Genomic DNA, 22409 nt, shown 5'->3' with positions numbered 1-22409 from the left:
ACTCCTCAGTGAAAATCGCGCGAGCGCACCGGGATCAGATCGGGCGTCTTGAGGCTGCGGCGTGGCGGCCAGCTTTCGAGCGCGCGCTGGCGCGGGATCTTGAGCCGGTCGCGCGGATCGATCGTGCCGCCATGCGTCGCGCCGTCGCCGGGTGCGGTCATCCGCGGCAGGTCGAGCTCGCCGATCTCGCGCAGCAGGGGGGTGAGATCGGTGATCGCCTCGGCGACGACATGGATCACGATCCCCTCGCGCTGCACCTTGCCGCGGATCGCGAGCATCGTCGCCGACATCACCGTGCGCCGGTTCGCCTCGAAGCGGTCGGCCCAGAGCACCGCATTGGCGATGCCGGTCTCGTCCTCGAGCGTGACGAACACCACGCCCTTGGCGCTTCCCGGCCGCTGGCGGACGAGGATCAGCCCGGCGACCTCGACGCGCGCCCCGTCCTTCATCGCCATCAGATCGCCGCAGCGTGCGATCCGCCGCGCCGCGAGTTGCTCGCGCAGGAAGGTCACTGGATGCGCGCGCAGGCTGAGCTGGGTCGCGCGATAATCCTCGACCACTTCGCGTCCTTCGCTGAGCGGCAGCAGCGCCACCGGCGCCTCGACGCTCTCGGGCACGGTCGCGCCTTCGCGCGCATCGGCGGCGGCGAACAGGTCGAGCGGCTTCTGGCCGAGCCCCTTGATCGCCCACAGCGCCTGCCGCCGGTTGAGCCCCAAAGCCTGAAAGGCATCGGCGCGCGCCAGCCGCTCGAGCGCCGCCGGCTTCACCCCCGAACGCCGCCAGACATCCTCGATCGAGACGAACGGGCCGCGCGCGCGCGCGCTGAGGATTTCGTTTGCGTCCGCCTCGGCCAGCCCCTGCACGATCCGCATTCCCAGCCGGATCGGCTGGATCGTCGTCCAATCCGCATCGGTGCCGCAGAACGCCGCATGCCGTGGCCGTGCATGCGCGCCCTCGGGCACCATCCGGGTGTCCCAGCCGCTGTCGTTGATGCACACCGGCCGCGCCTCGACGCCATGCGCGCGCGCGTCGCGGATCAGCTGCGCCGGCGCATAGAATCCCATCGGCTGCGCGTTGAGCACCGCCGCGCAGAACACGTCGGGATGATGGCATTTCATCCAGCTCGATGCGTAGGCGATCTTGGCGAAGCTGGCGGCGTGGCTCTCGGGGAAGCCGTAATTGCTGAACCCCTCGATCTGCGCGACCAGCCGCTCGGCGAAATCGTCGCTGATGCCATTGGCACGCATTCCGGCGAGCAGCTTGGGTCCGAACTCGCCGATGCCCCCGGTTGACTTGAACGTCGCCATCGCGCGGCGCAGCCGATCGGCTTCGCCGGGCGTGAAACCGGCGCCCTTGATCGCCACCAGCATCGCCTGTTCCTGGAACAGCGGCACGCCCAGCGTCTTCAGCAAAACCTCTTTCAGCGCTGGCGAAGGATAATCGACTAGATCGGGATTCTGCCGCCGCTTGAGATAGGGGTGGACCATATTGCCCTGGATCGGCCCGGGGCGGACGATCGCGACCTGGATCGCGATGTCGTAGAAATTGACCGGTTTCATCCGCGGCAGCATCGACATCTGCGCGCGGCTCTCGATCTGGAACACGCCGAGCGTGTCCGCCTGCCGAATCATCTCGAAGGTGCGCGGATCGTCCTCCTGCATCAGCGGCGATGCCAAGGTGAGGTGGGTTTGCTTGTGCTCGGCGAGCAAATCGAAGGCGCGGCGCATGCAGCCGAGCATGCCGAGGCCGAGAATGTCGACCTTCATGAAGCCCAGCTCCTCGATGTCGAGCTTCTCCCATTCGACGACGCGGCGATCGACCATCGCGGCGGGCTCGACCGGGATCAGATGGTGCAGCTTGTCGCGGGTCAGCACGAAACCGCCGGGATGCTGCGAAAGATGACGCGGGGTGCCGATCAGCTGCCGCGCCAGCCCCAGCGTCAGCGCGATTCGCGGATCGCTGCGATCGAGATTGAGCGCGTCGGCATGCTTGTCGTCGACTTCGTTCGACCAGCCCCAGACCTGGCTCGACAGCGCGGCGGTCAGATCCTCGGGCAGCCCCAGCGCCTTGCCGACCTCGCGCAGCGCGCCGCGCGAGCGGAAACGGCTGACCACCGCGGTCAGCGCGGCATGGTCATGGCCATAATTCTCGTAGATCCACTGGATCACCTCCTCGCGCCGCTCATGCTCGAAATCGACGTCGATATCGGGCGGCTCCTTGCGCTCGGTCGAGATGAAGCGCTCGAACAGCAGCTGGTGCTCGATCGGATCGATCGAAGTGATCCCCAGCGCGAAGCAGATCACCGAATTGGCCGCGCTGCCGCGCCCCTGGCAGAGGATCTGCTGACTGAGCGCGAACTGGACGATCGAATTGACGGTGAGGAAATAGGGCGCATAGCCCATCTGCTCGACCAGCCCGAGCTCATGGGTGAGCAGGTCGCAATAGGGCTTGGCCGGATGCGGCCCGAACTTCTGCCGAAGCCCGTTCCACGCCAGCTTGTGCAGCGCCTGCTGCGCGGTCTTGCCGTTGAGGACCTCTTCCTCGGGATATTGGTGCCTGAGATCGCGCAGCGAGAAGGTGCAGCGCTCGGCGATGGCGAGCGATGCCCGCAGCGCCCCGGGATAGTCGCGGAAGCGCCGCGCCATGTCCTCGGGCGATTTGAGATGGCGGTCGGCATGGCGTTCGCGGCGGAAGCCGAGTTCGTCGATCGTGCATTTCTCGCGGATCGCGGTGACGACGTCCTGCAGCATCCGCCGATCGGGCGTGTCGTAGAGCACGTCGCCGGTGGCGAGTGGGGTGAGGCCGAAGCGCTTCGCCGCCGCGTCGAGCTGGTGAATCCGCATCGCATCGCCCGGGCGGCGATGCTGGGTCAGGCAGACATGGCCGCGTGTCCCGAACACATCCGCCATCCAGCGCAGCGCCAGCGGATCGCCGCTGTCGGCCAATCCGGGAACCAGTGCGCCGACCAGCCCCTCTGCCGCTTCGGCCAGATCTTCCCAATGCACGAAGCATTTGCCCTTCTCGCCATGCTGGGGGTCGGCGCGCGACTTGCCGAGCGTGAGCAGGCCGGTGAGCCGCGACCAGCCTGCGCTGTCCTCGGGCCAGACGAGCAGCGACGTGCCATCGACCAGATCGAGTCGGCATCCGGCGATCATCCGGATCTTCGCACCGATCGCGGTGAATTGCTCGGCCGCGACCAATGCGCGCACCACGCCGCCCACCGAATTGCGGTCGACGATGCCGAGCGCCGGCAGGCCGAGCAGCGCCGCCTGGCGGAACAGCTCCTCGGGCGAGGAAGCGCCGCGCAGGAACGAGAAATGCGTCGTCACCTGAAGCTCGGCGTAACTCATCCGAACACCCCATGGAGATACCAGCTGAGGTCGCCCGTCGCGCTTCGCTCGCCGTCGCCGCGGCGGAACAGCCAGTAGCGGCGGCCCTCCTCATCCTCGACGCGGAAATAGTCGCGGACATGCTCGGCCTCGGCGACGTGCTTCCACCATTCGCCATGCACGCGTTCGGGCCCGTCGGCGCGCACCACGCGGTGGGGCCGGCCACGCCAGGTGAAGCGGCGCGGGGCATGGTCGGGCAATTCGGCAACGACATGGTCGAGCCGCTCGGGGCGGCGCAGCAGCCGCGTCGGCTTGGGCCATTCGGGATGCCAGGGATGAAGCGCGGGGCTGCGATCGAGCTGGTCGACCGCGTCGATCTTCGCGCGGGCGCCGCCACGTTCGGGGGGATCGAGCACTGCGGTCCGCGCCGACGCGCGTTCGGGGACGTCGCTTTCCACCGGGTGCATCCGCCACATCGCCGCGAGGCCGATCCGTGTCGCCAGCGTGTCGACCAGCGTGGCGAGATCGGGCGCGGCCTCCTCGTCGAGCCGCTCGACCATCGGCTCGGCGCCCAGCGGCGCGGCGCGGCGGACATGGAGCGCGATCGCATCGATGCCATAGCCGGGTTCGACATCCTCGATCCGCCGCCTGAGCAGCCGGAGCAGGTGCGCGGGATCGCGGTTCGGCCGGGCGAGCCCGATGCGGATGCGCTGGGGAACGCCGTCGACACGTTCGGCGATGCATTCGAGCGCCTGCACGCCCAGCCCCTCGGCCTCGAGCGCCGCGGCGAGCCTGGGGACGAGCACGCCCAGCCAATGCTCGATCGCTTCGGCAGTGGCGATCGGCTCGGCGAAGCGTTGCTGGGTGACGATCGCCTCGGGCGGGACGACGGGGTGGAGCGGCTCCGGCAACCGGCCCAAGGCCTGTTCGAGCCGCGTCGCGAGCGTGGCGCCGAAGCGGCGGACCAGCGGCGCGCGCGGCATCGTAGCGAGCTGGCCGATCGTCAACACCCCCAGTCGGTGGAGCAATTCGGTGGCGGCGGCGTCGACGCGCAGCGTCTCGATCGGCAGCGACGCGAGGGCGTCAACCTGTTTGCCTGGCTCACATATTCCACCGGCCTGACGCGTGGAGGAAGGAAAATGCGCCAATGCCCAGGCTGCGCCGGGCGTGTCGGCGATTGCGATCCAGGCGCTATAGCCCAGCCGCGCGAGCATCCGTTGCAGTCGTGCCGCCATTCTGGCTTCGCCGCCGTGCAGATGCGCGACGCCGGTCAAATCGAGGAACAGCGTGTCGTCGCCGGCGATCGCTACGGTCGGCGTCCAGCGCCGCGCGAGCGCGATGGCGAGGCTTGCGAGATGCGCGCGGTCGCCTTCGGGGTCGGCGGGACGGATGTCGAGCCCCGGCACCTGCGCGCGCGCCTGGGTGACCGCCATGCCGGGACGGAGCCCGAGCGCGCGGGCGGCGGGGCAGGCGGCGGCGATCTCGATGCGGTTGCCGGTGCGGAGCGATGTGATGAGGGGCGCGCGATCCTCCCCCCGAGGGGGAGGGGGACCCGCGAAGCTGGTGGAGGGGTAATTTCCGCGCGCGATGAATGCCCCTCCATCGCGCAAGCGCGGCCCTCCTCCGGGGGAGGATAAGCGGGCAGGAGGTCCTCCTTCGTCGGGCGGCATCGCGCGAAAGGGATTGGCCGCCGCCTCGTCGCGCCGGCCGACTTCGTGCTTCGCGCGTGCCCGCGTCACCGGGGGCAGCGCGACCTTGCCGAGCGCCTCCTCGCGTGCCCAGCGCGCGCCGGGGCGCCAGCCGCCGCCGCGCGGGACCGAACAGGCATGTTCCTGCTCCTTCGCTACCGCTTCGCGCAGCGGATCGAGCGAGGCGCGCGCGTGCGGCTCAGGCCGCGCGCCGGTTCGCGCTTCCGCCCGCCACAGCCTTTCGATCGGCCACAGGGGAAGGAAGAGCGCAGCGACCCGTTGCATCGCATGCCTCCACTTCGGTTTCGAAACCCTCGCCCCCCTTTTGCCGCGCCAGCGCCAGCCGCCAGCGCGCTCGCCCGACCCCTGCCACCGGCAGCGGCGTCGACGGTGCCGAAGTCACCCGCCAGCGCGTCACCGCCGCCGAGGGCGTGGCGATCGGATCGCTGCCCTCGCGCGCGGCGCGCTTCATCAGCAGCGCGATCGTCCGTCCGCCCTCGGCGGCGAGCTGGAGCCGCCGCGTCGCGGTCATGTCGGCGCGCTTCGCCTCGCCGATCACCGCGCCGAGCCCGCGATGGCGCAGCCCCTCCTCCATGATCGCGAGCAATTCGGCATCGTCGGCGGCTTCGGCATAGATCAGGCGTTTATGGTCGAGCCCGACCTGGGCGAGCCCGGGGGCGAACAAATCGCGCCGCCGCACCACCCACAGCACCGGTCCCCATGCACGCGCGGCGATTCCGGCGAGGAACAGGGTGGCGGCGCAATCATCGGCCATGTCGCTCGTTCCCGCGGCGATCTCGTGCAGCGCGTCGAGGCGCAGCCCGCCATCGGCGAGCCGCGAATCGATCGGCGCGAGTCCGAAGGGCAAGGCCGGGCGGCGGCGGAAACCTTTGGTCTCCACGGCGCGCAATTGCGCGCGTAGCTGGGCAAGGACGGCAGGATCGGCCATAGGCGGGCGGCGGCTACTCACGACTCGGGAACGGGAATGTTCCTATTCTGTTCCGCTTTGCCCAAGAGTCAATCCGCAAGCGCGAACGCTTGTGTTATGCCGTGCCGCTCCTAGTGTGCTGGCATTCTATAGCACCAGCGGGGAACCCCATTGATGACTCGTTCGCTCCGGCTCGCGTTGATCGCCACGACGGCGCTCGCCGCCACGCCCGTTCCCGGATCCACCATGCCCCAGAACCAGACCCACACCTCGCCCGCGCCCGCCACCACCCCCGATCCCACGCCGCTGCTCGCCAAATGGCCGGGGCCGCACGAGGGGGTGCCCCAATGGGACAAGGTGGTGCCGGCGATGTTCCCGCCCGCCTTCGAGCGCGCGATGGCCAATGCCCGCGCCGAGATGGTCAAGATCCGCGACAATCCCGCCGCGCCGACCTTCCAGAACACGATCGAGGCCGATCAGCGTTCGGGCGAGGAGATGAACCGGCTGTTCGCGGTCTGGGGCGTCTATCAGAGCAATCTCGCCACCCCCGAAGTGCAGGCGATCGCGAAGGAATGGAGCCCCAAACTCTCGGCATTCTTCACCGAGATGAGCCTCGATCCGAAGATGTTCGCGCGGGTCAAGGCGATCCATGACGGCCGCGCCAAAGCCGGGCTCAACCCGCAGCAGCTGCGCCTGCTCGAGCGGACCTATCGCGATTATGTCACTTCGGGCGCGTTGCTCGACGAAGCCGGCAAGGCCGAGGTCAAGCGGATCAACCAGGATCTCGCCACCGCCTATACCGAGTTCAGCCGCAAGGTGCTCGCCGACGAGGAGACCGCGATCCTGCTCGACAGCGAGGCCGATCTCGCCGGGCTGGCGGACAGCTTCAAGGCGAGCCTCGCCGAAGAGGCCAAGGCCCGCGGCCAGGTCGGCAAATGGGCGATCAAGAACACGCGCTCCTCGGTCCAGCCGTTCCTGATGTACGCGACCAACCGCGCGCTGCGCGAGAAGGTCTACAACGCCTTCGTCAACCGCGGCGACAATGGCGACGCCAACGACACCAACGCGACGATCGCGCAGATCCTCAAGCTGCGGCGGGATCGGGCGAAGCTGCTCGGCTTCAAGAACCACGCCTGGTACCGGATGGACGACACCATGGCCGAGACGCCCGAGAACGCGTCGAAGCTGATGCTCGCGGTGTGGCCCGCCGCGGTGGCGCGGGTGCGCGAGGAAGTCGCCGACATGCAGGCGCTCGCCAGCAAGGAAGGCGCCGGGATCACGATCGCGCCCTGGGACTATCGCTTCTATGCCGAGAAGGTCCGCAAGGCGAAGTACGACCTCGATGAGAATGAGGTGAAACCCTATCTCCAGCTCGACCAGATCCTGCAGGGTGCTTTCTACGCCGCCGGCCGGCTCTACGATCTCGACTTCAAGGAGAATACCGGCAGCGTTCCGGTCTTCCACCCGGACGTGCGCACCTTCCGCGTCACCAACCGCATCACCGGCGCGGAGGTCGGGATCTTCTATTTCGATGGCTATGCCCGGTCCGGCAAGCGCTCGGGCGCTTGGGCGACCAGCTATCGCACCCGCTCGGGGCTGCGCGGCACCCGGATCGTGCTCGCCTCGAACAACAACAATTTCACCAAGGGCGCGGCGGGTGAGCCGACGCTGATCAGCATCGACGACGCCACCACGCTGTTCCACGAATTCGGCCATGCGCTGCACAGCCTGCTCGGCAATGTCTATTATCCCGGCCTCGCCGGCACGCCGCGCGACTTCGTCGAATATCCGAGCCAGGTGAACGAGAATTGGCTGCTCACCCCCGACGTGCTCAACCGCTTCGCCCGGCACTACAAGACCGGCGCGCCGATCCCTGCCGCGCTGGTCGCCAAGATCGAGAAGGCGCAGACCTTCAACCAGGGCTTCGACACGGTCGAGTATCTGTCCTCGGCGATCGTCGACATGAAGCTGCACGATCGCGATACGCCGGTGACCGATCCCGACGCGTTCGAGCGCGAGACGCTGGCGAGCATCGGGATGCCGAAGGAGATCGTGATGCGGCACCGGCTGCCGCAGTTCAATCACCTCTTCTCGAGCGATGCCTATTCGGCGGGCTATTATTCGTATCTCTGGTCCGAGACGATGGACGCCGACACCTGGGCGGCGTTCGAGGAGACCGGCAATGTCTGGGACAAGGCCACCGCCGACAAGTTCCGGACGATCCTGCTGATGACCGGCAACGAGACCGACCGGAAGGAAGCGTACCGCGTCTTCCGCGGCCGCGATCCCGACGTGAAGGCGCTGTTCCGGCGCCGCGGCTTCCCGGTCGAGTGACCCAAGCCAGGAACGGCATCCTCTCCTGCGTCACCCCGGACTTGTTCCGGGGGCCAACGCGCCGCACCGGCTGGACTATGGATTAAAGGATTTCATCCAGCCGCAAGGTGATCCCGGCGCAAGGCCGGGATGACGGTTAGCGGGCAGCACCGTCGTACCTTAAAGCTTCTCGCTGGTCGGCAGCGTCGCGTCCTCGCCCCGCGGCATCTTGCGGAACAGCGCCTTGTCCTCCGGGCCGAAGCCGAACTTGATCATCACGAACAGGAAGGTGACGAGGATCGCCGGCATGCCGATGCTGAGCTCGGCCCATTCATAATGCCGGGGCAGCGAGGTGAAGGCCGAGCCGACCAGCGCCGCGGCGCCGATCGCGACGAAGAAGCTCGGGCGGATGCTGACCACCGGCGCGCCGAGCAGCCGCCGCAGCATGATCGCCTTGGCCGCCGATCCGATCGTCAGCGACACTGCCAGCGCCATCGCCGGCCCCGCCGCCTGCACCGGCTCGGACCAGCCCTGCGCGCGGGCGATGAACACGAAGGCGAAGCTCAGCGCGATCTGGAGCGACAGCACCGCGAGCGAGACCATCAGATTGCGGTGGCGCGCGATGTAGATCAGCCCGGTCTCGCAGACCGCGCCGGTCGAGGCGAGCACCTCGGCGACGAGCAGGATGCACATCGCGCCGGCGCCGACGACGAATTCGGGTCCGATCAGGCCCATCACCCCTTCGGCGGGAATCGCGAAGACGACGAGGCACGCGGCCTGCGCGCTGACGATCCAGAAGCCGACCTGGCGGACCTGCCGCGCAACCGCGGCGCGATCATTCTCGGCGAGGCTGTTGGTGACCACCGGCGCGAGGATCGGATCGAAGCTCGACTTGAGCCGCTGCGGGATCGAGGCGACCTGCTGCGCCATATAGTAGATGCCGACCACGCCCGGCGCGAACAGCAGCGCGAGGATGAAGCGGTCGACGTTGCGCGTGCCCCATTCGATCGCATCGGCGCCCGCGAGCGGCGCGTTGCGGCGCGCGAGCGTGGCGACATCGGAAACCCGCGGGTGCCAGCCGCGCGGCAGGCCATATTCGCGCACGAACGGCATCACCGAGGCGGCGAGCGCGGCGAGCATCGACAGCACATAGGCGTACATCAGCCCGTCGCGCGACGAGACATAGGAGAAGCCCCACGCGGCGATGCTGATCGTCCATGGCTCGATGATCGCGCGCGCGGTCACCGAGGCGCCGATATTGTGGCGATAGGCGAGCGCGGCGAGCGTCACGTCGGACACCGCCACCGCGAAAACCACCAGCGGCAGCAGCCGCTCGAGCCCCATCACCTGGCTGTTGGGGTACATGACCTGCGGAAAGGCGATCAGCACCACGCTGGCGATCGCCGAGGCGATCAGCGCGACCAGCACCGCGTCCCACACGACATGTGCATGCGGCCGCTCGGTCGCCGCCAGCGCCTGCGCCAGCCCGCGCTTGAGCCCCAGCGTCGCGAGCAGCGCGGCAACCTCGATCACCAGCACCGCGATCGCGTAGCGCCCGACGATGTCCGGGCCATAGGCGCGCCCCGCGATGAACAGGAACGGCAGCCGCGCGGCGAGCCGCAGGATGAAGCCGAGGATATTGGTCCGCCCGCCCTTGGCGAGCGCATTGATGTCGTCGGCGGCGGGGGCGGGCTCAGTCACTTGTATCAAGACCCTGCGAGACATGGACGCTGCCGACATCGGCGCTGGCGCGCACCGGGTATGCGCGGGCCTCAAACCACAAATCGGTGTGACTCTGATCGGCACGGCTGTGGTCAAAGGTCAGAGTCGCGCACCGGCTCGGTCGATTATCGACGATGCAGCGCGACACCGAGAAATAGACAAGCTTACGTAAGTCGAGTGTCGCGATGCCGGCGATCTGCACCTCGCAAGGGTCGGCCTCAGGATAGTGGCCGTTTGGCTGGCAGTCGATGGTCGACGTGCCCGCCGCGATCGCATCGCGTGCCGCCCGCAGCGCGCGCTCGGCAGAGTCGCGGTCGGGCGGCGCGATTTGAGCCAGCGAGAAGGCGGCCGCAAGCATCGAAGCCGGGACGACCGTCATCAATGCGCGGCGCCCCAGCTCGGGCCCACTCCGATCTCGACACCGAGCGGGACGGTGAGCTTGATCGCCGGCTCGGCCGCCGTCGCCATCACGCGTTCGATCACCGGTTTCGCGGCCTCGACATCGCCTTCGGGCAGCTCGAACACGAGCTCGTCGTGCACCTGCATCAGCATGCGGACATTGGGCAATCCGGCCTCGGCGAGCGCCGGGCCCATCCGCGCCATCGCGCGCTTGATGATGTCGGCGCAGGTGCCCTGGATCGGTGCGTTGATCGCCGCACGCTCGCTGCCCGCGCGCTCGTTGGGATTGGCCGCCTTGAGCCGCGGGAAATGCGTCTTGCGGCCGAACAGCGTGGTGGTGAAGCCGCGCGCCTTGGCTTCGTTGAGCGTGTCGGCGATGTAGCGGTTGATGCCCGGGAAGCGCTCGAAATAGCGGTTGATCATCGCCTGCGCCTCGTCGGGGGTGACGTCGAGCCGGCCGGCGAGCCCCCAGCGCGAGATGCCGTAGAGGATCGCGAAGTTGATCGTCTTGGCGCGGCCGCGGGTGTCGCGGTTGACCTCGCCGAACAGCTCCATCGCGGTCATGTTGTGGATGTCGTCGCCATTCTCGAACGCGGTGCGCAGCGCGGGCACGTCGGCGATATGGGCGGCGAGGCGCAACTCGATCTGCGAATAGTCGGCCGCGAGGATCACATTGCCGGGTTCGGCGACGAATGCGTCCCGGATTTGTCTGCCGGTCTCGGTGCGGATCGGAATATTCTGGAGATTGGGATCGGTCGACGAAAGCCGTCCGGTCTGCGCGCCGGTGAGGCTGTAGCTGGTGTGGACGCGCCCGGTCTCGGGGTTGATCTGCGCCTGCAGCGCATCGGTATAGGTCGATTTGAGCTTGGTGAGCTGGCGCCAGTCGAGCACCTTGACCACCATCTCACGGCCGGGCGAATCCTTGTCGGCGGCGATCCGCTCGAGCTCGTTGACGTCGGTCGAATAGACGCCCGACTTGCCCTTGCGTCCGCCCTTGATCCCCATCTTGTCGAACAGCACGTCGCCCAGCTGCTTGGGGCTGCCGATGGTGAACTTGAACCCGGCGATCGCGTGGATCTCTTCCTCGAGCGCGGCGATCTGCTTCGAGAAATCCTCCGACAGCCGTGCCAGCACGCCGGCATCGACCTTGACGCCCGCGCGCTCCATCCCCGCGATCACCGACACCAATGGCCGGTCGACCATCTCATAGACCCGAGTCGCGCTCTCACAGGCGAGGCGAGGCTTGAAGCGGCGGTGGAGCCGCAGCGTGACGTCGGCGTCCTCGGCGGCGTAGCGGGTCGCGGCCTTGAGATCGACTTCGTGGAAGCCGAGCTGGTTCTTGCCGCTGCCGACCACGTCCTTGTAGGCGATGCAGCTGTGCGAGAGGTGCGTCGCGGCGAGCTCGTCCATGCCGTGGCCGTGGAGCCCGGCGTCGAGGTCGAAGCTCATCACGATCGTGTCGTCATAGGGCGCGACGTCGATCCCGCAGCGCGCGAGCACGATCATGTCGTACTTCATGTTGTGCCCGATCTTGAGGACGGCGGGATCCTCGAGCAGCGGTTTGAGCTTCGCCAGCGCCGCGGCGCGTGCGATCTGGGCCGGTTTCTCGGCGAACATGTCGCTGCCGCCATGCCCTAGCGGCACATAGCACGCCTTGTTGGGCGCGAGGCACATGCTCACGCCGACCAGCTCGGCGCGCGTGGCATCGACGCCGGTGGTCTCGGTGTCGATCGCAACGAAGCCCTGATAGGTCGCCTCGGCGATCCAGCGGTCGAGCGCCTCCTCGGTGACCACGGTCGCATAGCCGTCATGGTCGCAGGGCGGATCCTCGGGCAGGCCGGGCACCTCATGCGTCTCGACCGGCGCATCGGCGACCGCGGAGAGGCGGTTGAGCAGCGTGCGGAAGCCGTGATGCTCGAGGAATGCGCGCAATGGCGCGTCGGGGATGCCCTTCAGCTCGAGCTCGTCGAGCGGGTCGGGCAACGGCACGTCGCAGGCGAGCTCGACCAGCTTGCGCGAGAGCCGCGCCATCTCGGCATGCTCGATCAGATTGTCGCGCATCTTGCTGGGCTTCATGTCCGGCGCGGCTGCGAGCACGCCTTCGACGTCGCCGAATTCGAGGATCAGCTTGGCCGCGGTCTTGGGGCCGATGCCCTTCACCCCCGGCACGTTGTCGACGCTGTCGCCCATCAGCGCCAGCACCTCACCGAGTTTCTCGGGGCCGACGCCGAACTTCTCCTCGGTATCCTTCGGCCCGAGCCGGCGGTTGTTCATCGTGTCGAGCATGTCGACCGAGGGATCGGTCATCAGCTGCATCAGATCCTTGTCCGAGCTGACGATCGTCACCGACCAGCCCTGCGCCAGCGCCGCCTTGGTGTAGCTGGCGATCAGATCGTCGGCTTCCCACCCCGCCTCCTCGATGCACGGCAGGCTGAACGCGCGCGTGGCGTCGCGGATCATCGGAAACTGGGGGACGAGATCCTCGGGCGCGGGCGGGCGGTGCGCCTTGTACTGGTCGTACATCTCGTTGCGGAAGGTGTGCTCGCTCTTGTCGAGGATCACCGCCATGTGCGTCGGGCCGTCGGCCTTGTTCAGCTCGTCGACGAGCTTCCATAGCATCGTCGTATAGCCATAGACCGCGCCGACCGGCTCGCCATGCTTGTTGGTGAGCGGCGGCAGCCGGTGATAGGCGCGGAAGATATAGCCGGAGCCGTCGACGAGATAGAGATGGGGCATCGGCGCCGGGATAGCCGAGCGGGCGAGCGGAACAAAGCCCCAAGCGGCCCTCCGCCCGCCCTCGCGTTCACGCCATCACGACATTCTCGAGCGTGAAGGCGAACGGCCTCGCGTTGGGGCCCGCGCCGCCGCCGGTCATCACGATATCGGCGCTGGCGATGCCGAGCAGCGAGATCTCGGTGTTGACCTGCGATACGATCGCGGCGTTGATCACGTCGCCTTCCTCGATCTGCGACGCGACGCCGATCCAGATCGTCGGGCTGAAATCGAAAACGGCCATCTGCTGGGGCGCGATGTCGGTCTTCGCGGCGAACAGCCTGCCGTCCTTGTAGATCTGGGCACCAACAGCGCCCTGGTTGAGCGCGTTGACCAGCTGGATCTCGCGCGGCGAGGTCGCCGGGCCCTGCGCGACGATCTGGTCGCCCGAGCTGGTCAGCACCATCGCGAATCGCTGGCCTGCCGGCGCGATCTGCTGCGCCGTGTAATTGCCCCAGCTGTCGCTCGCGCTGATCGTCTGGGTCATCGGGTAGATGAAGGGATGATTGTCGCCCTGGCCGCAATAGCGGATCACCGTCCATGCGACCGCGAGCTCGTCGAAGCCGGTCGCCACATTCTTCCCGAAGATGACGATCTCGCTGTTGTTCACGTCGTTCGAATGGTTGATGAAATTGAGCTTCACGGCCTGCGCCGCATAGTCGGCCGACGCCGCGAGCACGGCCTCGCCCCCATTCTCCACGATCACTGCCTCGGAATTGGTCTCGTTCGATTCGTCGCCGCGATTGGTGTCGCCCATCGATCCGCTCCTTGCTTGAGGTGCGGCGCGAGTTGACGCCCGAATTGTGACGATGCCGATACGAGCGTTGGTTTACGTCGCATCATGGAAGATTATTCCCAGCGTGTGGCGCCGGCCGAGATGGACCGCGCTCACGCCGTGGCGCATCGTCACACGATAATCGCCCCGGCTGCCGCGCACCGGGCGCTGGTTGACCGCGAACACCACCGCGTCGCCTCGCCCGAGCGGCACCACCGCGGCGCGCGATTGCATCCGCGGGCGCTGCTCGGTGAGGATGAACTCGCCACCGGCGAAGTCGCCTCCGGGGGCCGAGAGCAGCACCGCCACCTGGAGCGGGAAGACGTGCGCGCCGTACAGGTCCTGGTGCAGGCAATTATAGTCGCCGGGGCCGTAGCGGAGCAGCAGCGGAGTCGGGCGCGTCTGCCCGGCGGCATGGCATTGCGCGAGCCATTCGGCGTGGGCGGCCGGGAAGCGCTGCGCGATGCCCATCCGGGCGTGCCAGCGATTGGCGATCTCCGCGAGGGGCGGATAGAGCGCGGTGCGCAGCGCCTGCACCGGATCGGGCAGCGGATAGGCGAAATAGCGATATTCGCCGCGGCCGAAGCCGTGCCGCGCCATGATCACGTGGCTGCGGAAATGCTCGGGGGCATCGTAGAGCGCCGCGAGTGCGTGACAGCTCTCCGGGTCGAGCAGGCGCGGCAGCACCGCCCAGCCATTGGCATCGAGCGCCTCGGCGGCGGAAATCCAGTCGATAGCGTCGGTCATGCCGCGGACCTAGCCGGCGCCGCTCCGGCGCGCGCTCCGTTGCTTGCGCTCTAACTCGTTCCGGATTTCGCCGGGAGGATCGTGGACCCCGGCATCGCAGATTGCCGCGCGATCAGCGCGTCGGCTGCGCGCCCGCCATGATCATGCCGTCCTCCGGCGACGGCCGATGGTGCGCGACCACCGCGCTCGCCACGGCCTGCATCAGCAGCTGGCGCTCGCGGATCGGGCGCACGGTGTCGCCGATCATCACCGCGATCGCATAGCGGCGGCCGTCCGGCGCGGTCAGCACGCCGACGTCGTTGAAGCCGGCGGTGCGCCCGCCGAGATCCTGGCCGGTGCCGGTCTTGTGGCCATAGCTCCAGCCCGGCGGGACCGCGCCACGCACGCGCGCCTTGCCGGTCTTGGCGCCGGCCATGGTGGCGATGAGCCAGTCGGTCGAGCTCGCCGAAAGCAGCTCGCCGCGATGCAGCCGCGCCAGCGCATCGGCGATCGAAGCCGGCGCGGCGCCATCGGGGGGGCTCTTCACATAGGCCTCGAACGCCGCGCGCCGAACCTCGGGCGCGAGCCGCGCGCGCGCGACGGCAAAGGCGTTGCCCATCGAATATTCGGGCTTCCACTGGAGCCCCGCGGTGCCCGCCTGGAGCAGCCGCTCGCCCGGGCCGAAGCGGATCGAGCCGAGCTGCTTGCGCGCGATGAAGTCGCGCACCGCGGCCGGGCCGCCGACGAGGCGCAGCAGCTTGTCGTTGCAGGTGTTGTCGCTCATCTGCATCGCGCGGCGCATGATCTCGGCGACGGTGGTGGTGTAGCCGACATCGCCCTTCACCAGCGCGGCGACCGGCTGATGGAACAGAGTGAAATCGGCGCGGGTGATGGTCAGCGGATCGTCGAGGCGCACCACGCCGCGATCGACGGCGTCGAGCACGGTCATCGACACCCACAGCTTGCTCACGCTCTGCTGGGGAAGCGGGCGGGTCGCGGTGACGTTGCTCGCCATCCAGCCATCGTCGATGCTGGTGACCGCGACGCCGACCAACCCGTTGAAGTTGCGGGTGATGGTGTCGATCGCGGCGACGAGATCGGTGGGCGCCGGCGGACGCGGCTTCGTCGGCGCGGCATTGGCCGCGGGGAAGGGCATCAGCACGCTATAGGTGGGCGCCGGCAGATAGGCGGCGAGCTGGGTGTCCTCGTGCACCGCGCAGCCGAGCAGCATCGCCGGGCCGAGCCCCGCGACGGTCAATGCACGCTCCAGTTTCGAGAAACCCTTAAATTTATTCACAAAATGCGGCCCCTTGCGTTCCTTCCAACATGCGGCGGCGGCGACTCGCATCAAAGCCTGAGGCGAGTCAGATGCGACGAATCCGGTAACGATAGCGACGAATCGTGAATGTCCCGGAAACTAACCCGCCATTTCCGCTGCTTGACGCATGGCTTGGGGGCGCCCGGGATCGCTAGGGCACCAGCACCGTATCGACCGCCACGTCGAGCGTTTCGGGATAGTCGAGCGTATAATGCAGCCCGCGGCTTTCCTTGCGGTGAAGCGCGGAGCGGACGATCAGATCGGCGCTTTCGAGCAGGTTGCGCAGCTCGATCAGGTCGGGCGTCACGCGGAAATGGCCGTAATAGTCGTTGACCTCGTCCCGCAGCATCTTGATCCGGTGCGCCGCGCGCTCGAGCCGCTTGGTGGTGCGGACGATGCCGACATAATTCCACATGAAGCGGCGGATCTCGGTCCAGTTCTGCTTGATCACCACTTCCTCGTCGGAATCGGTGACGCGGCTCTCGTCCCAGGGCCGGATCGCCGGCGGGGGGGCGAGATCGCCCCAATGCGCGGCGATGTGCTTCGCCACCGCCTCGCCGAACACGAAGCATTCGAGCAGCGAGTTGGAGGCGAGGCGATTGGCGCCGTGCAGCCCCGATTGGCTGACCTCGCCGGCCGCGTAGAGATTGGGCAGATCGGTGCGCCCGTCGCGATCGATCACCACCCCGCCGCAGGTATAATGCTGCGCCGGCACCACCGGGATCGGGCCGGTCGTCATGTCGATGTCGAGGTCGATCAGCCGGGCATGGATCGTCGGGAAGTGCTGCTTCACGAAATCCGCGCCCATATGGCTGATGTCGAGATGGACATAGTCGAGCCCGTAGCGCTTGATCTCGGCGTCGATCGCGCGGGCGACCACGTCGCGCGGCGCCAGCTCCATCCGCTCGGCGTCGTAATAGGTCATGAAGCGCTTGCCGGTCTGCGGATTGATCAGCCGGCCGCCTTCGCCGCGCACCGCCTCGGTGATCAGGAAGTTCTTGACCTCGAGATTGTAGAGGCAGGTCGGGTGGAACTGCATGAACTCCATGTTGGAGATGCGGCAGCCCGCGCGCCACGCCATCGCGATGCCGTCGCCGGTCGCGCCGCGCGGCGCAGTCGAGAAGAGATAGGTCCGCCCCGCGCCGCCGGTGGCCAGCACGGTCGCGTTGGCGGTGAACAGCTCGACGCGGTTGGTCGCGCGGTTGAAGGCATAGACGCCCCAGACATTGCCCGCGCCCGAATAGCGCTCCTCGTGGCGGCTGGTGGCGAGGTCGATCACCACCATGTCGGGAACGAGCGTGATGTTGGGATTGTCGCGCGCCGCCTTGAGCAGCGCCTCCTGCACCGCCCAGCCGGTGGCGTCGTCGACATGGACGATGCGGCGATGGCTGTGCCCGCCCTCTCGGGTCAGATGTAGCGAGCCCTTGTCGGTGTTGAACGGCACGCCGAGCTTCGCCAGCCGCTCGATCGCGGCGGGGGCGTTCTCGACCACCATCTCGACGGTGGCGCGATCGTTGAGCCCGGCGCCGGCGACGATCGTGTCCTCGATATGGTTCTCGAAGGTGTCGCCGGGTTCGAGCACCGCGGCGATGCCGCCCTGCGCCCAGGCGGTCGAGCCTTCGTTGAGCGCCCCCTTGGCGAGCACGGTGACCTTGAAGCGGCTCGCGAGGTTGATCGCCGCGGTGAGCCCGGCTGCGCCGGAGCCGATGACGAGGATGTCGGAGGTGTGAGGATCGCCGGCCATGTGTCTTCCGCTGGTTCGCGCTCCGACTAGGCGCTAGGCGGGGTCGCTGGCAAATGGAGAGAGATATGCGCGGTAAAAGCCTGGGTTTCGCAGGACTGGCATTCGCCGCCGCCTGGGCGCCTGCCGCGAACGCCTCCTGCACCCTGGGCGCGCCCGGCACGACCCAGCGCATCGCGATCGGTGCCACCGGCCGCGCGATGCTGCTCCGCGTGCCCGCGCATGCCTCGGCGCGCACGCCCCTGGTCTTCGTCCTCCACGGCAGTACCGGCGACGGCGCGGCGATCCTCGCCCAGTCGAAGCTCGAGGCGACCGCCGACCGCCACGGCTTTCTGCTCGCCGCGCCCGATGGCGGTATCGTCGCGGGCAAGGGCTATGTCTGGAACATCCCCGGCGTCCCCACCGTCACTGGCAAGGTCCCGGGTCCCGGCGATGCCGACGACGTCGCCTGGCTCGGCGCGACGATCGACTGGCTCGCCGCACAGGGCTGCGTCGATCGCCGCCGCGTCTACGCCACCGGCCTGTCGGGCGGCGGACGGATGTCGTCATGGCTCGGCTGCGTCGCCGCCGATCGTTTCGCCGCGATCGCGCCGGTAGTCGGGTTGCGTGCCGGCAATCCCTCGGCCGCAGATTCCCGCTTCCCCGATCCCGCAACCTGCGCGCCATCGAAACCGATGCCGGTGATCGCCTTTGCCGGCGACAAGGACACCACCAATCCGATCGAAGGCGGCGGCGCCGGTTATTGGCAATATCCGATGCGCACCGCCGAGGCGCGCTGGGCCGATCTCAATGGCTGCCGCCGGCCGCTCGCGGTGCGGACGCTGGAAAGCGGTGTGGTCGAACGCGGCCATACCGATTGCCGCGGCGCCGCCGACGTGATCGCGCGAATCACGCCGGGCGCCGGCCATGTCTGGACCGCCGACAACGAAGCGATGTGGGCGTTTTTCGCCCGTCATCGCCGCTAGGGCTCTTCCGTCGCTTCCCCTGATCGTCACCCGGCCTCGTGCCGGGGTCCACCGCGCGGCAGGCAAGCCCCCTCACGCTTCGAGCGATTTGATCCCGGCACGGTGGATCCCGGCACAAGGCCGGGATGACGGATGGGGGTCGAACCGCCAGCCCCTTGCAATGTAGGATTTCGTCTGCTTGCCTGTGGCGGTCGACAATAGCGCCCGATCTTTCGAATCGCCGGACTCTCGCGAAACGGCGCGTTTACGCCTGACTTTCGCCTAACCTTCCGCGTTGCAACATGCCCTTGCTCCCAAGAGACTAGCCGGCCCGCGTCAGGTTGAGGAACACGTCCTCCAGATCCGCCTCGCGAGTCGAGACGTCGACGATACCATAGCCGCCGCCCTGCACCGCGCCGAGCACCTCGCCGGCATTCGCCTGATCCTTGCGATAGGTGATCACCAAAGTCCGCTCGGCCTTCAATTCGATCTTCTGGAAGCAGGCATTTGCGGGGAGGACAGGCACGTCGCGGTCGACAGTGACTTCGACCACCTTCTCCTGCGCCATGCCGACCAGCTCGCGCGTCGGCTTGTTGGCGATCAGCTTGCCATGGTTGATGATCGCGATCCGGTCGCAAAGCTCCTCGGCTTCCTCGAGATAGTGGGTGGTCAGCACCACCGTCACGCCGCGCGCGTTCAATTGCTTCACATAGGCCCAGAGCTGCTGGCGCAGCTCGACGTCGACGCCCGCGGTCGGCTCGTCGAGCACGATGATCGGCGGCGAATGGACCATCGCCTTGGCGACCATCAGCCGACGCTTCATGCCGCCCGAGAGCGTGCGCGAATAGGCTTCGGCCTTGTCCTCGAGATGTACCGCGCGAAGCAATTCCATCGCGTCGAACTGGCCCTTGCCGACTCCGTAGAGCCCCGCCTGGATCTCGAGCGTCTCGCGCGGGGTGAAGAAGGGATCGAAGGTGATCTCCTGATTGACGATGCCGATGCTCGCCTTGGCATTGCGGGGATGCGCGTCGATGTCGAAGCCCCAGATCGACGCGGTCCCGCTCGACTTGTTGACCAGCCCGGCGAGGATATTGATCAGCGTCGACTTGCCCGCGCCGTTGGGGCCGAGCAGCCCGAAGATCGTGCCGCGCGGCACGTCGAAGCTCACGCCGTCGAGCGCGCGCTTGCCGCCCGCATAGGTCTTGCAAAGCTGGTCGATGGCGATCGCGGCGCTGGTCATGCGCCGCGCATAGAACTTCCACGTCGATCGGCAAAGGCCAGTGTCATGCCGCGTCGGACAGGCGCGCTCCGGCAGCGTGGGCGGGCAGCCGGATCGTGGCGCGATAGCCATTCTCGATCGGTCCGGTCTCGAGCGTACCTTGGTCGCCGAACAGCAAGGCGAGGCGGGCGCGGGTGTTGGCGAGGCCGATGCCGTGTCCGGGGCGCCGCATCGGTTCGGCGGCGCCGGTGCCGCCGCGATTCTCGACCGAGAGCAGTAGCGCCCCGCCTTCGGTGCGCGCGTCGATGCGGACGATGCTCGGTCCGGCACTGGCCTCCACGCCGTGCTTGATCGCGTTCTCTACCAGCGGCTGGAGCACGAAGCTCGGGACGATCAGCGCGCGGTGGGCCGGTTCGGCATGGATTTCGACGGTGAGCCGCGCGCCGAACCGCGCGCTTTCGAGCTCGAGATAGGATTCGACCGTTTCGAGCTCGTCGCCGAGGCTGATCTGGGTCGCGCCCATTTCCATCGTCGCGCTGAGGAAATCGGCCAGCCCCTCGGTCATCCGGTTGGCCTCGGCGGCGCGGCCGGTGAGGATCAGGCTCGAGATCACGTTGAGCGAATTGCCGAGGAAGTGCGGATTGAGCTGGAGCCGCAGCATATGGAGTTCGGTGTCGAGACGCCGCACTTCAGCCTCGGCAAGCTCGCGTTCGCGGATGTGGATCCTGCCCATGGCGCCGGCGATCAGGAACATCGCGACCAGACAGACGTCGATCAGAAAATAGATCACCGTCACGAGGAAGACCGACTGCGCCGACAGGTCGGGGATGCGCGTGGTCGCCCAATAATGCACGAAGAATTGGCCGGCGAAGTCCACTATCGATTGGCCGACCGCGACGACGACCAGCACGGCCAGCGCCCAGGGCAGCGCCAGCCAGAGCGGCTTGCCTATCGACAGGCGGGTGAGGAAATAGAGCGGCGCGGTCAGCAGCAAGGCGCCGAACGCGCCCCACAGCACCGTGAACCACTCGGCGCCGACGACCTGCCCGGTGAACAGGAAAGCCGGCGCCGTGATCACCACCAGCATGCACCACGCCACCGTCGCGAGCTGCGCCGCGGCTTTCGGCGTCGGCGCGAGGATATCCAGTCTACGCGAAAACATGCGGTGCCTCCCCCCGACCGGATACCAGAGCTGATCTATCCCGCAAAAAGCTGAATATGCGATGAGCCATGCTTTGTGCCTATCGATCGTGCGGCCGTTGCTAGCCGCGGGTGCGGTTGCTAGACGCACTGTCATGACTTTGCCGCCCGAGACGATCCGTACTTCCCATGCCCGTGTCGCCTGTGACGGCACCGGTCCCGGCCTGCCCGCCGCGCTCGGTCATCCGCGCGTGTTCCTGCAGATCGACGAGCAGGGCTATGTCGATTGCGGCTATTGCGATCGTCGCTTCGTGCTGATCGGCGGACCTGCCGACGGTGCCGATCAGTCGCAACTGCCCGACCATCCGGCTGGCGCGAGCGTCTAGTCGTCGGCCCGGCCGCCGCGATCGCGGGATCGCGGCGCGCCACTCTCGCCCGATCTCGTGCGCGACTCTATCGCTCGAAACCGCCTGCTCGGCATGCGTGGTTCGGCGACGCGGCGCTTCCGCGGTCGGGCTCGATCCGGCATCGCGCGGTCTGCCCGGCGTCGCGGCGCAGGTTCAGGAGCCGAACCCGAGCCAACGCTCCCTGTCGACGGAAGGCGCGCAACGGTTCCAGCGAATGCGCGTGCGCCATTTCGCGGCAAGGGCCGGATCGCCGCGGCCCGTCGCGAGGTCGCGCATGCGCCGCAGCGCTTGGCAATCGCCGCGTTCGGCGGCCAGCAGCCACCATTTCGCGCCGCCTGCACCGCCATGGAGGACGCGCTCGTCCTCGAACTGGGCGAGCTTCAGCGCGGCCTCCGCGTCGCCTGCGTTGGCGCGTCGGATCAGCGCCCGATATTCGGACAGCTTCAACTCCCATTTGATGCAGGAAGCTGCGCCGGCGATCAGAACGCCGCCGCACGGCGGCGCGGCTGCGCTCGTCACCAGCGCGAGCGCGACGAGCGCGATCACGCCTTGACCGGCCCGCCGATCGACCAATGATGCCCGAAGGGATCGACGACCTCGCCATAGCGGTCGCCCCAGAATTGGTTGTCGAGCGGCATGCGCACCGTCGCGCCCGCAGCCAGCGCGCGTTCCCACCAGATATCAACATCGTCGACGCGCAGATGCAGCGTCACGCCCGCGGGCACGGCGATCCCGCCGGTATATTCGGGGAAATCGTCGTTGAGCATCAGCGAACCGCCATTGATCTTGAGATGGCTGTGCATGATCCGCGCGCCGTCATCGGCAAGGTGGCGGCCGGTCTCCTCGGCGCCGAACGCGGCCTTGTAGAAGTCCACCGCGGCGGCGCCCTTGCCCTCGCGGATCGTCAGATGCGCCGTGACACCGGGCATCGCAATCTGGTCGTCGGCCATGCTCGTCTCCTTCGAGTCGCGTGGCGGCCAGTGTAGCG

Annotated in this window: 17 protein-coding genes; 3 read left to right on the top strand and 14 right to left on the bottom strand. The window is 67.8% G+C overall.

Annotated features, from left to right (window positions below; genetic code table 11):
- Positions 1-5: 5 nt before the first annotated feature.
- From E5A74_RS13120 to E5A74_RS13110, 3 genes are read right to left on the bottom strand one after another with little or no spacing between them, the layout of a single operon-like run.
- Positions 6-3350 carry an error-prone DNA polymerase gene (locus E5A74_RS13120; RefSeq protein WP_135985636.1) on the bottom strand — a complete coding sequence of 1115 codons (3345 nt, stop codon included), beginning with the start codon at positions 3348-3350 and terminating at the stop codon, positions 6-8.
- Positions 3347-5302 (bottom strand): DUF6504 family protein, encoded by a 1956-nt coding sequence (locus E5A74_RS13115; protein WP_135985633.1) that lies wholly within the window; start codon positions 5300-5302, stop codon positions 3347-3349. Before E5A74_RS13115 ends, E5A74_RS13120 begins: the two co-directional genes overlap by 4 nt.
- A complete protein-coding gene (locus E5A74_RS13110) occupies positions 5217-5966 on the bottom strand; it encodes an ImuA family protein (protein WP_135985630.1) in 750 nt (249 codons plus the stop codon). Before E5A74_RS13110 ends, E5A74_RS13115 begins: the two co-directional genes overlap by 86 nt.
- 153 nt (positions 5967-6119) lie before the next feature.
- On the opposite strand from E5A74_RS13110, the gene E5A74_RS13105 reads away from it, so the two are divergent.
- Positions 6120-8279 carry a M3 family metallopeptidase gene (locus tag E5A74_RS13105; RefSeq protein ID WP_135985628.1) on the top strand — a complete coding sequence of 720 codons (2160 nt, stop codon included), beginning with the start codon at positions 6120-6122 and terminating at the stop codon, positions 8277-8279.
- 159 nt (positions 8280-8438) lie between these two features.
- On the opposite strand, the gene E5A74_RS13100 is transcribed toward E5A74_RS13105, so the two are convergent.
- The 7 genes from E5A74_RS13100 to nadB all read right to left on the bottom strand — a co-directional run bounded on the left by E5A74_RS13100 (position 8439) and on the right by nadB (position 17714).
- Positions 8439-9983, bottom strand: coding sequence for a lipopolysaccharide biosynthesis protein (locus E5A74_RS13100; RefSeq protein WP_135985626.1), 1545 nt, complete (start codon positions 9981-9983; stop codon positions 8439-8441).
- Positions 9952-10362, bottom strand: coding sequence for a hypothetical protein (locus E5A74_RS13095; RefSeq protein WP_135985624.1), 411 nt, complete (start codon positions 10360-10362; stop codon positions 9952-9954). The genes E5A74_RS13100 and E5A74_RS13095 overlap by 32 nt, the downstream gene beginning before the upstream one ends.
- Complete coding sequence (gene polA, locus E5A74_RS13090) at positions 10359-13115, bottom strand: DNA polymerase I (RefSeq protein WP_135985622.1); 2757 nt, start codon at positions 13113-13115, stop codon at positions 10359-10361. Before polA ends, E5A74_RS13095 begins: the two co-directional genes overlap by 4 nt.
- A gap of 67 nt (positions 13116-13182) precedes the next feature.
- On the bottom strand, positions 13183-13908 hold the full coding sequence (locus E5A74_RS13085; RefSeq protein WP_206365855.1) for a hypothetical protein: 726 nt from the start codon (positions 13906-13908) through the stop codon (positions 13183-13185).
- Between the two features lie 72 nt (positions 13909-13980).
- Positions 13981-14673, bottom strand: coding sequence for a 2OG-Fe(II) oxygenase (locus E5A74_RS13080; protein ID WP_135985620.1), 693 nt, complete (start codon positions 14671-14673; stop codon positions 13981-13983).
- A 112-nt stretch (positions 14674-14785) separates the two neighbouring features.
- Positions 14786-15883: a serine hydrolase gene (locus E5A74_RS13075; protein WP_135985889.1), complete on the bottom strand. Its 1098-nt coding sequence runs from the start codon at positions 15881-15883 to the stop codon at positions 14786-14788.
- A gap of 238 nt (positions 15884-16121) precedes the next feature.
- Positions 16122-17714: an L-aspartate oxidase gene (nadB, locus tag E5A74_RS13070; RefSeq protein WP_135985618.1), complete on the bottom strand. Its 1593-nt coding sequence runs from the start codon at positions 17712-17714 to the stop codon at positions 16122-16124.
- A gap of 65 nt (positions 17715-17779) precedes the next feature.
- Here nadB and E5A74_RS13065 point away from each other — a divergent pair, with 65 nt between their 5' ends.
- Positions 17780-18676 carry a CE1 family esterase gene (locus E5A74_RS13065; protein ID WP_135985616.1) on the top strand — a complete coding sequence of 299 codons (897 nt, stop codon included), beginning with the start codon at positions 17780-17782 and terminating at the stop codon, positions 18674-18676.
- 301 nt (positions 18677-18977) lie between these two features.
- Here E5A74_RS13065 and E5A74_RS13060 read toward each other — a convergent pair whose 3' ends face one another.
- Positions 18978-19895, bottom strand: a complete 918-nt coding sequence (locus E5A74_RS13060) for an ABC transporter ATP-binding protein (protein ID WP_135985614.1) — start codon at positions 19893-19895, stop codon at positions 18978-18980.
- Between the two features lie 43 nt (positions 19896-19938).
- Positions 19939-21036 carry a sensor histidine kinase gene (locus E5A74_RS13055; RefSeq protein WP_135985612.1) on the bottom strand — a complete coding sequence of 366 codons (1098 nt, stop codon included), beginning with the start codon at positions 21034-21036 and terminating at the stop codon, positions 19939-19941.
- Positions 21037-21169: 133 nt separating this feature from the next.
- Here E5A74_RS13055 and E5A74_RS13050 point away from each other — a divergent pair, with 133 nt between their 5' ends.
- Positions 21170-21400 (top strand): zinc-finger domain-containing protein, encoded by a 231-nt coding sequence (locus tag E5A74_RS13050; protein WP_135985610.1) that lies wholly within the window; start codon positions 21170-21172, stop codon positions 21398-21400.
- 174 nt (positions 21401-21574) lie between these two features.
- Here E5A74_RS13050 and E5A74_RS13045 read toward each other — a convergent pair whose 3' ends face one another.
- Complete coding sequence (locus E5A74_RS13045; protein ID WP_135985608.1) at positions 21575-21967, bottom strand: hypothetical protein; 393 nt, start codon at positions 21965-21967, stop codon at positions 21575-21577.
- Positions 21964-22371, bottom strand: coding sequence for a VOC family protein (locus E5A74_RS13040; protein ID WP_135985606.1), 408 nt, complete (start codon positions 22369-22371; stop codon positions 21964-21966). The genes E5A74_RS13045 and E5A74_RS13040 overlap by 4 nt, the downstream gene beginning before the upstream one ends.
- Positions 22372-22409 lie beyond the last annotated feature (38 nt).

This window comes from Sphingomonas naasensis, from assembly GCF_004792695.1.
In the GTDB taxonomy this organism is placed as follows: Bacteria; Pseudomonadota; Alphaproteobacteria; order Sphingomonadales; family Sphingomonadaceae; genus Sphingomonas; species Sphingomonas naasensis.
The sequence above is the reverse complement of the archived record's forward strand: the minus strand, read 5'-3'. Positions and strand labels throughout refer to the sequence as shown.

Bases quoted from the DNA above. Each gene is read 5' to 3' on its own strand.
- E5A74_RS13075 (WP_135985889.1), bottom strand. From the start codon at position 15,883: ATGCTGCTCGGCTGCGCGGTGCACGAGGACACCCAGCTCGCCGCCTAT.
- E5A74_RS13100 (WP_135985626.1), bottom strand. From the start codon at position 9,983: ATGTCTCGCAGGGTCTTGATACAAGTGACTGAGCCCGCCCCCGCCGCC.
- polA (WP_135985622.1), bottom strand. From the start codon at position 13,115: ATGCCCCATCTCTATCTCGTCGACGGCTCCGGCTATATCTTCCGCGCC.
- E5A74_RS13080 (WP_135985620.1), bottom strand. From the start codon at position 14,673: ATGACCGACGCTATCGACTGGATTTCCGCCGCCGAGGCGCTCGATGCC.
- E5A74_RS13050 (WP_135985610.1), top strand. From the start codon at position 21,170: ATGACTTTGCCGCCCGAGACGATCCGTACTTCCCATGCCCGTGTCGCC.
- E5A74_RS13060 (WP_135985614.1), bottom strand. From the start codon at position 19,895: ATGACCAGCGCCGCGATCGCCATCGACCAGCTTTGCAAGACCTATGCG.
- nadB (WP_135985618.1), bottom strand. From the start codon at position 17,714: ATGGCCGGCGATCCTCACACCTCCGACATCCTCGTCATCGGCTCCGGC.
- E5A74_RS13120 (WP_135985636.1), bottom strand. From the start codon at position 3,350: ATGAGTTACGCCGAGCTTCAGGTGACGACGCATTTCTCGTTCCTGCGC.
- E5A74_RS13110 (WP_135985630.1), bottom strand. From the start codon at position 5,966: ATGGCCGATCCTGCCGTCCTTGCCCAGCTACGCGCGCAATTGCGCGCC.
- E5A74_RS13085 (WP_206365855.1), bottom strand. From the start codon at position 13,908: ATGGGCGACACCAATCGCGGCGACGAATCGAACGAGACCAATTCCGAG.
- E5A74_RS13065 (WP_135985616.1), top strand. From the start codon at position 17,780: ATGCGCGGTAAAAGCCTGGGTTTCGCAGGACTGGCATTCGCCGCCGCC.
- E5A74_RS13040 (WP_135985606.1), bottom strand. From the start codon at position 22,371: ATGGCCGACGACCAGATTGCGATGCCCGGTGTCACGGCGCATCTGACG.
- E5A74_RS13055 (WP_135985612.1), bottom strand. From the start codon at position 21,036: ATGTTTTCGCGTAGACTGGATATCCTCGCGCCGACGCCGAAAGCCGCG.
- E5A74_RS13115 (WP_135985633.1), bottom strand. From the start codon at position 5,302: ATGCAACGGGTCGCTGCGCTCTTCCTTCCCCTGTGGCCGATCGAAAGG.
- E5A74_RS13105 (WP_135985628.1), top strand. From the start codon at position 6,120: ATGACTCGTTCGCTCCGGCTCGCGTTGATCGCCACGACGGCGCTCGCC.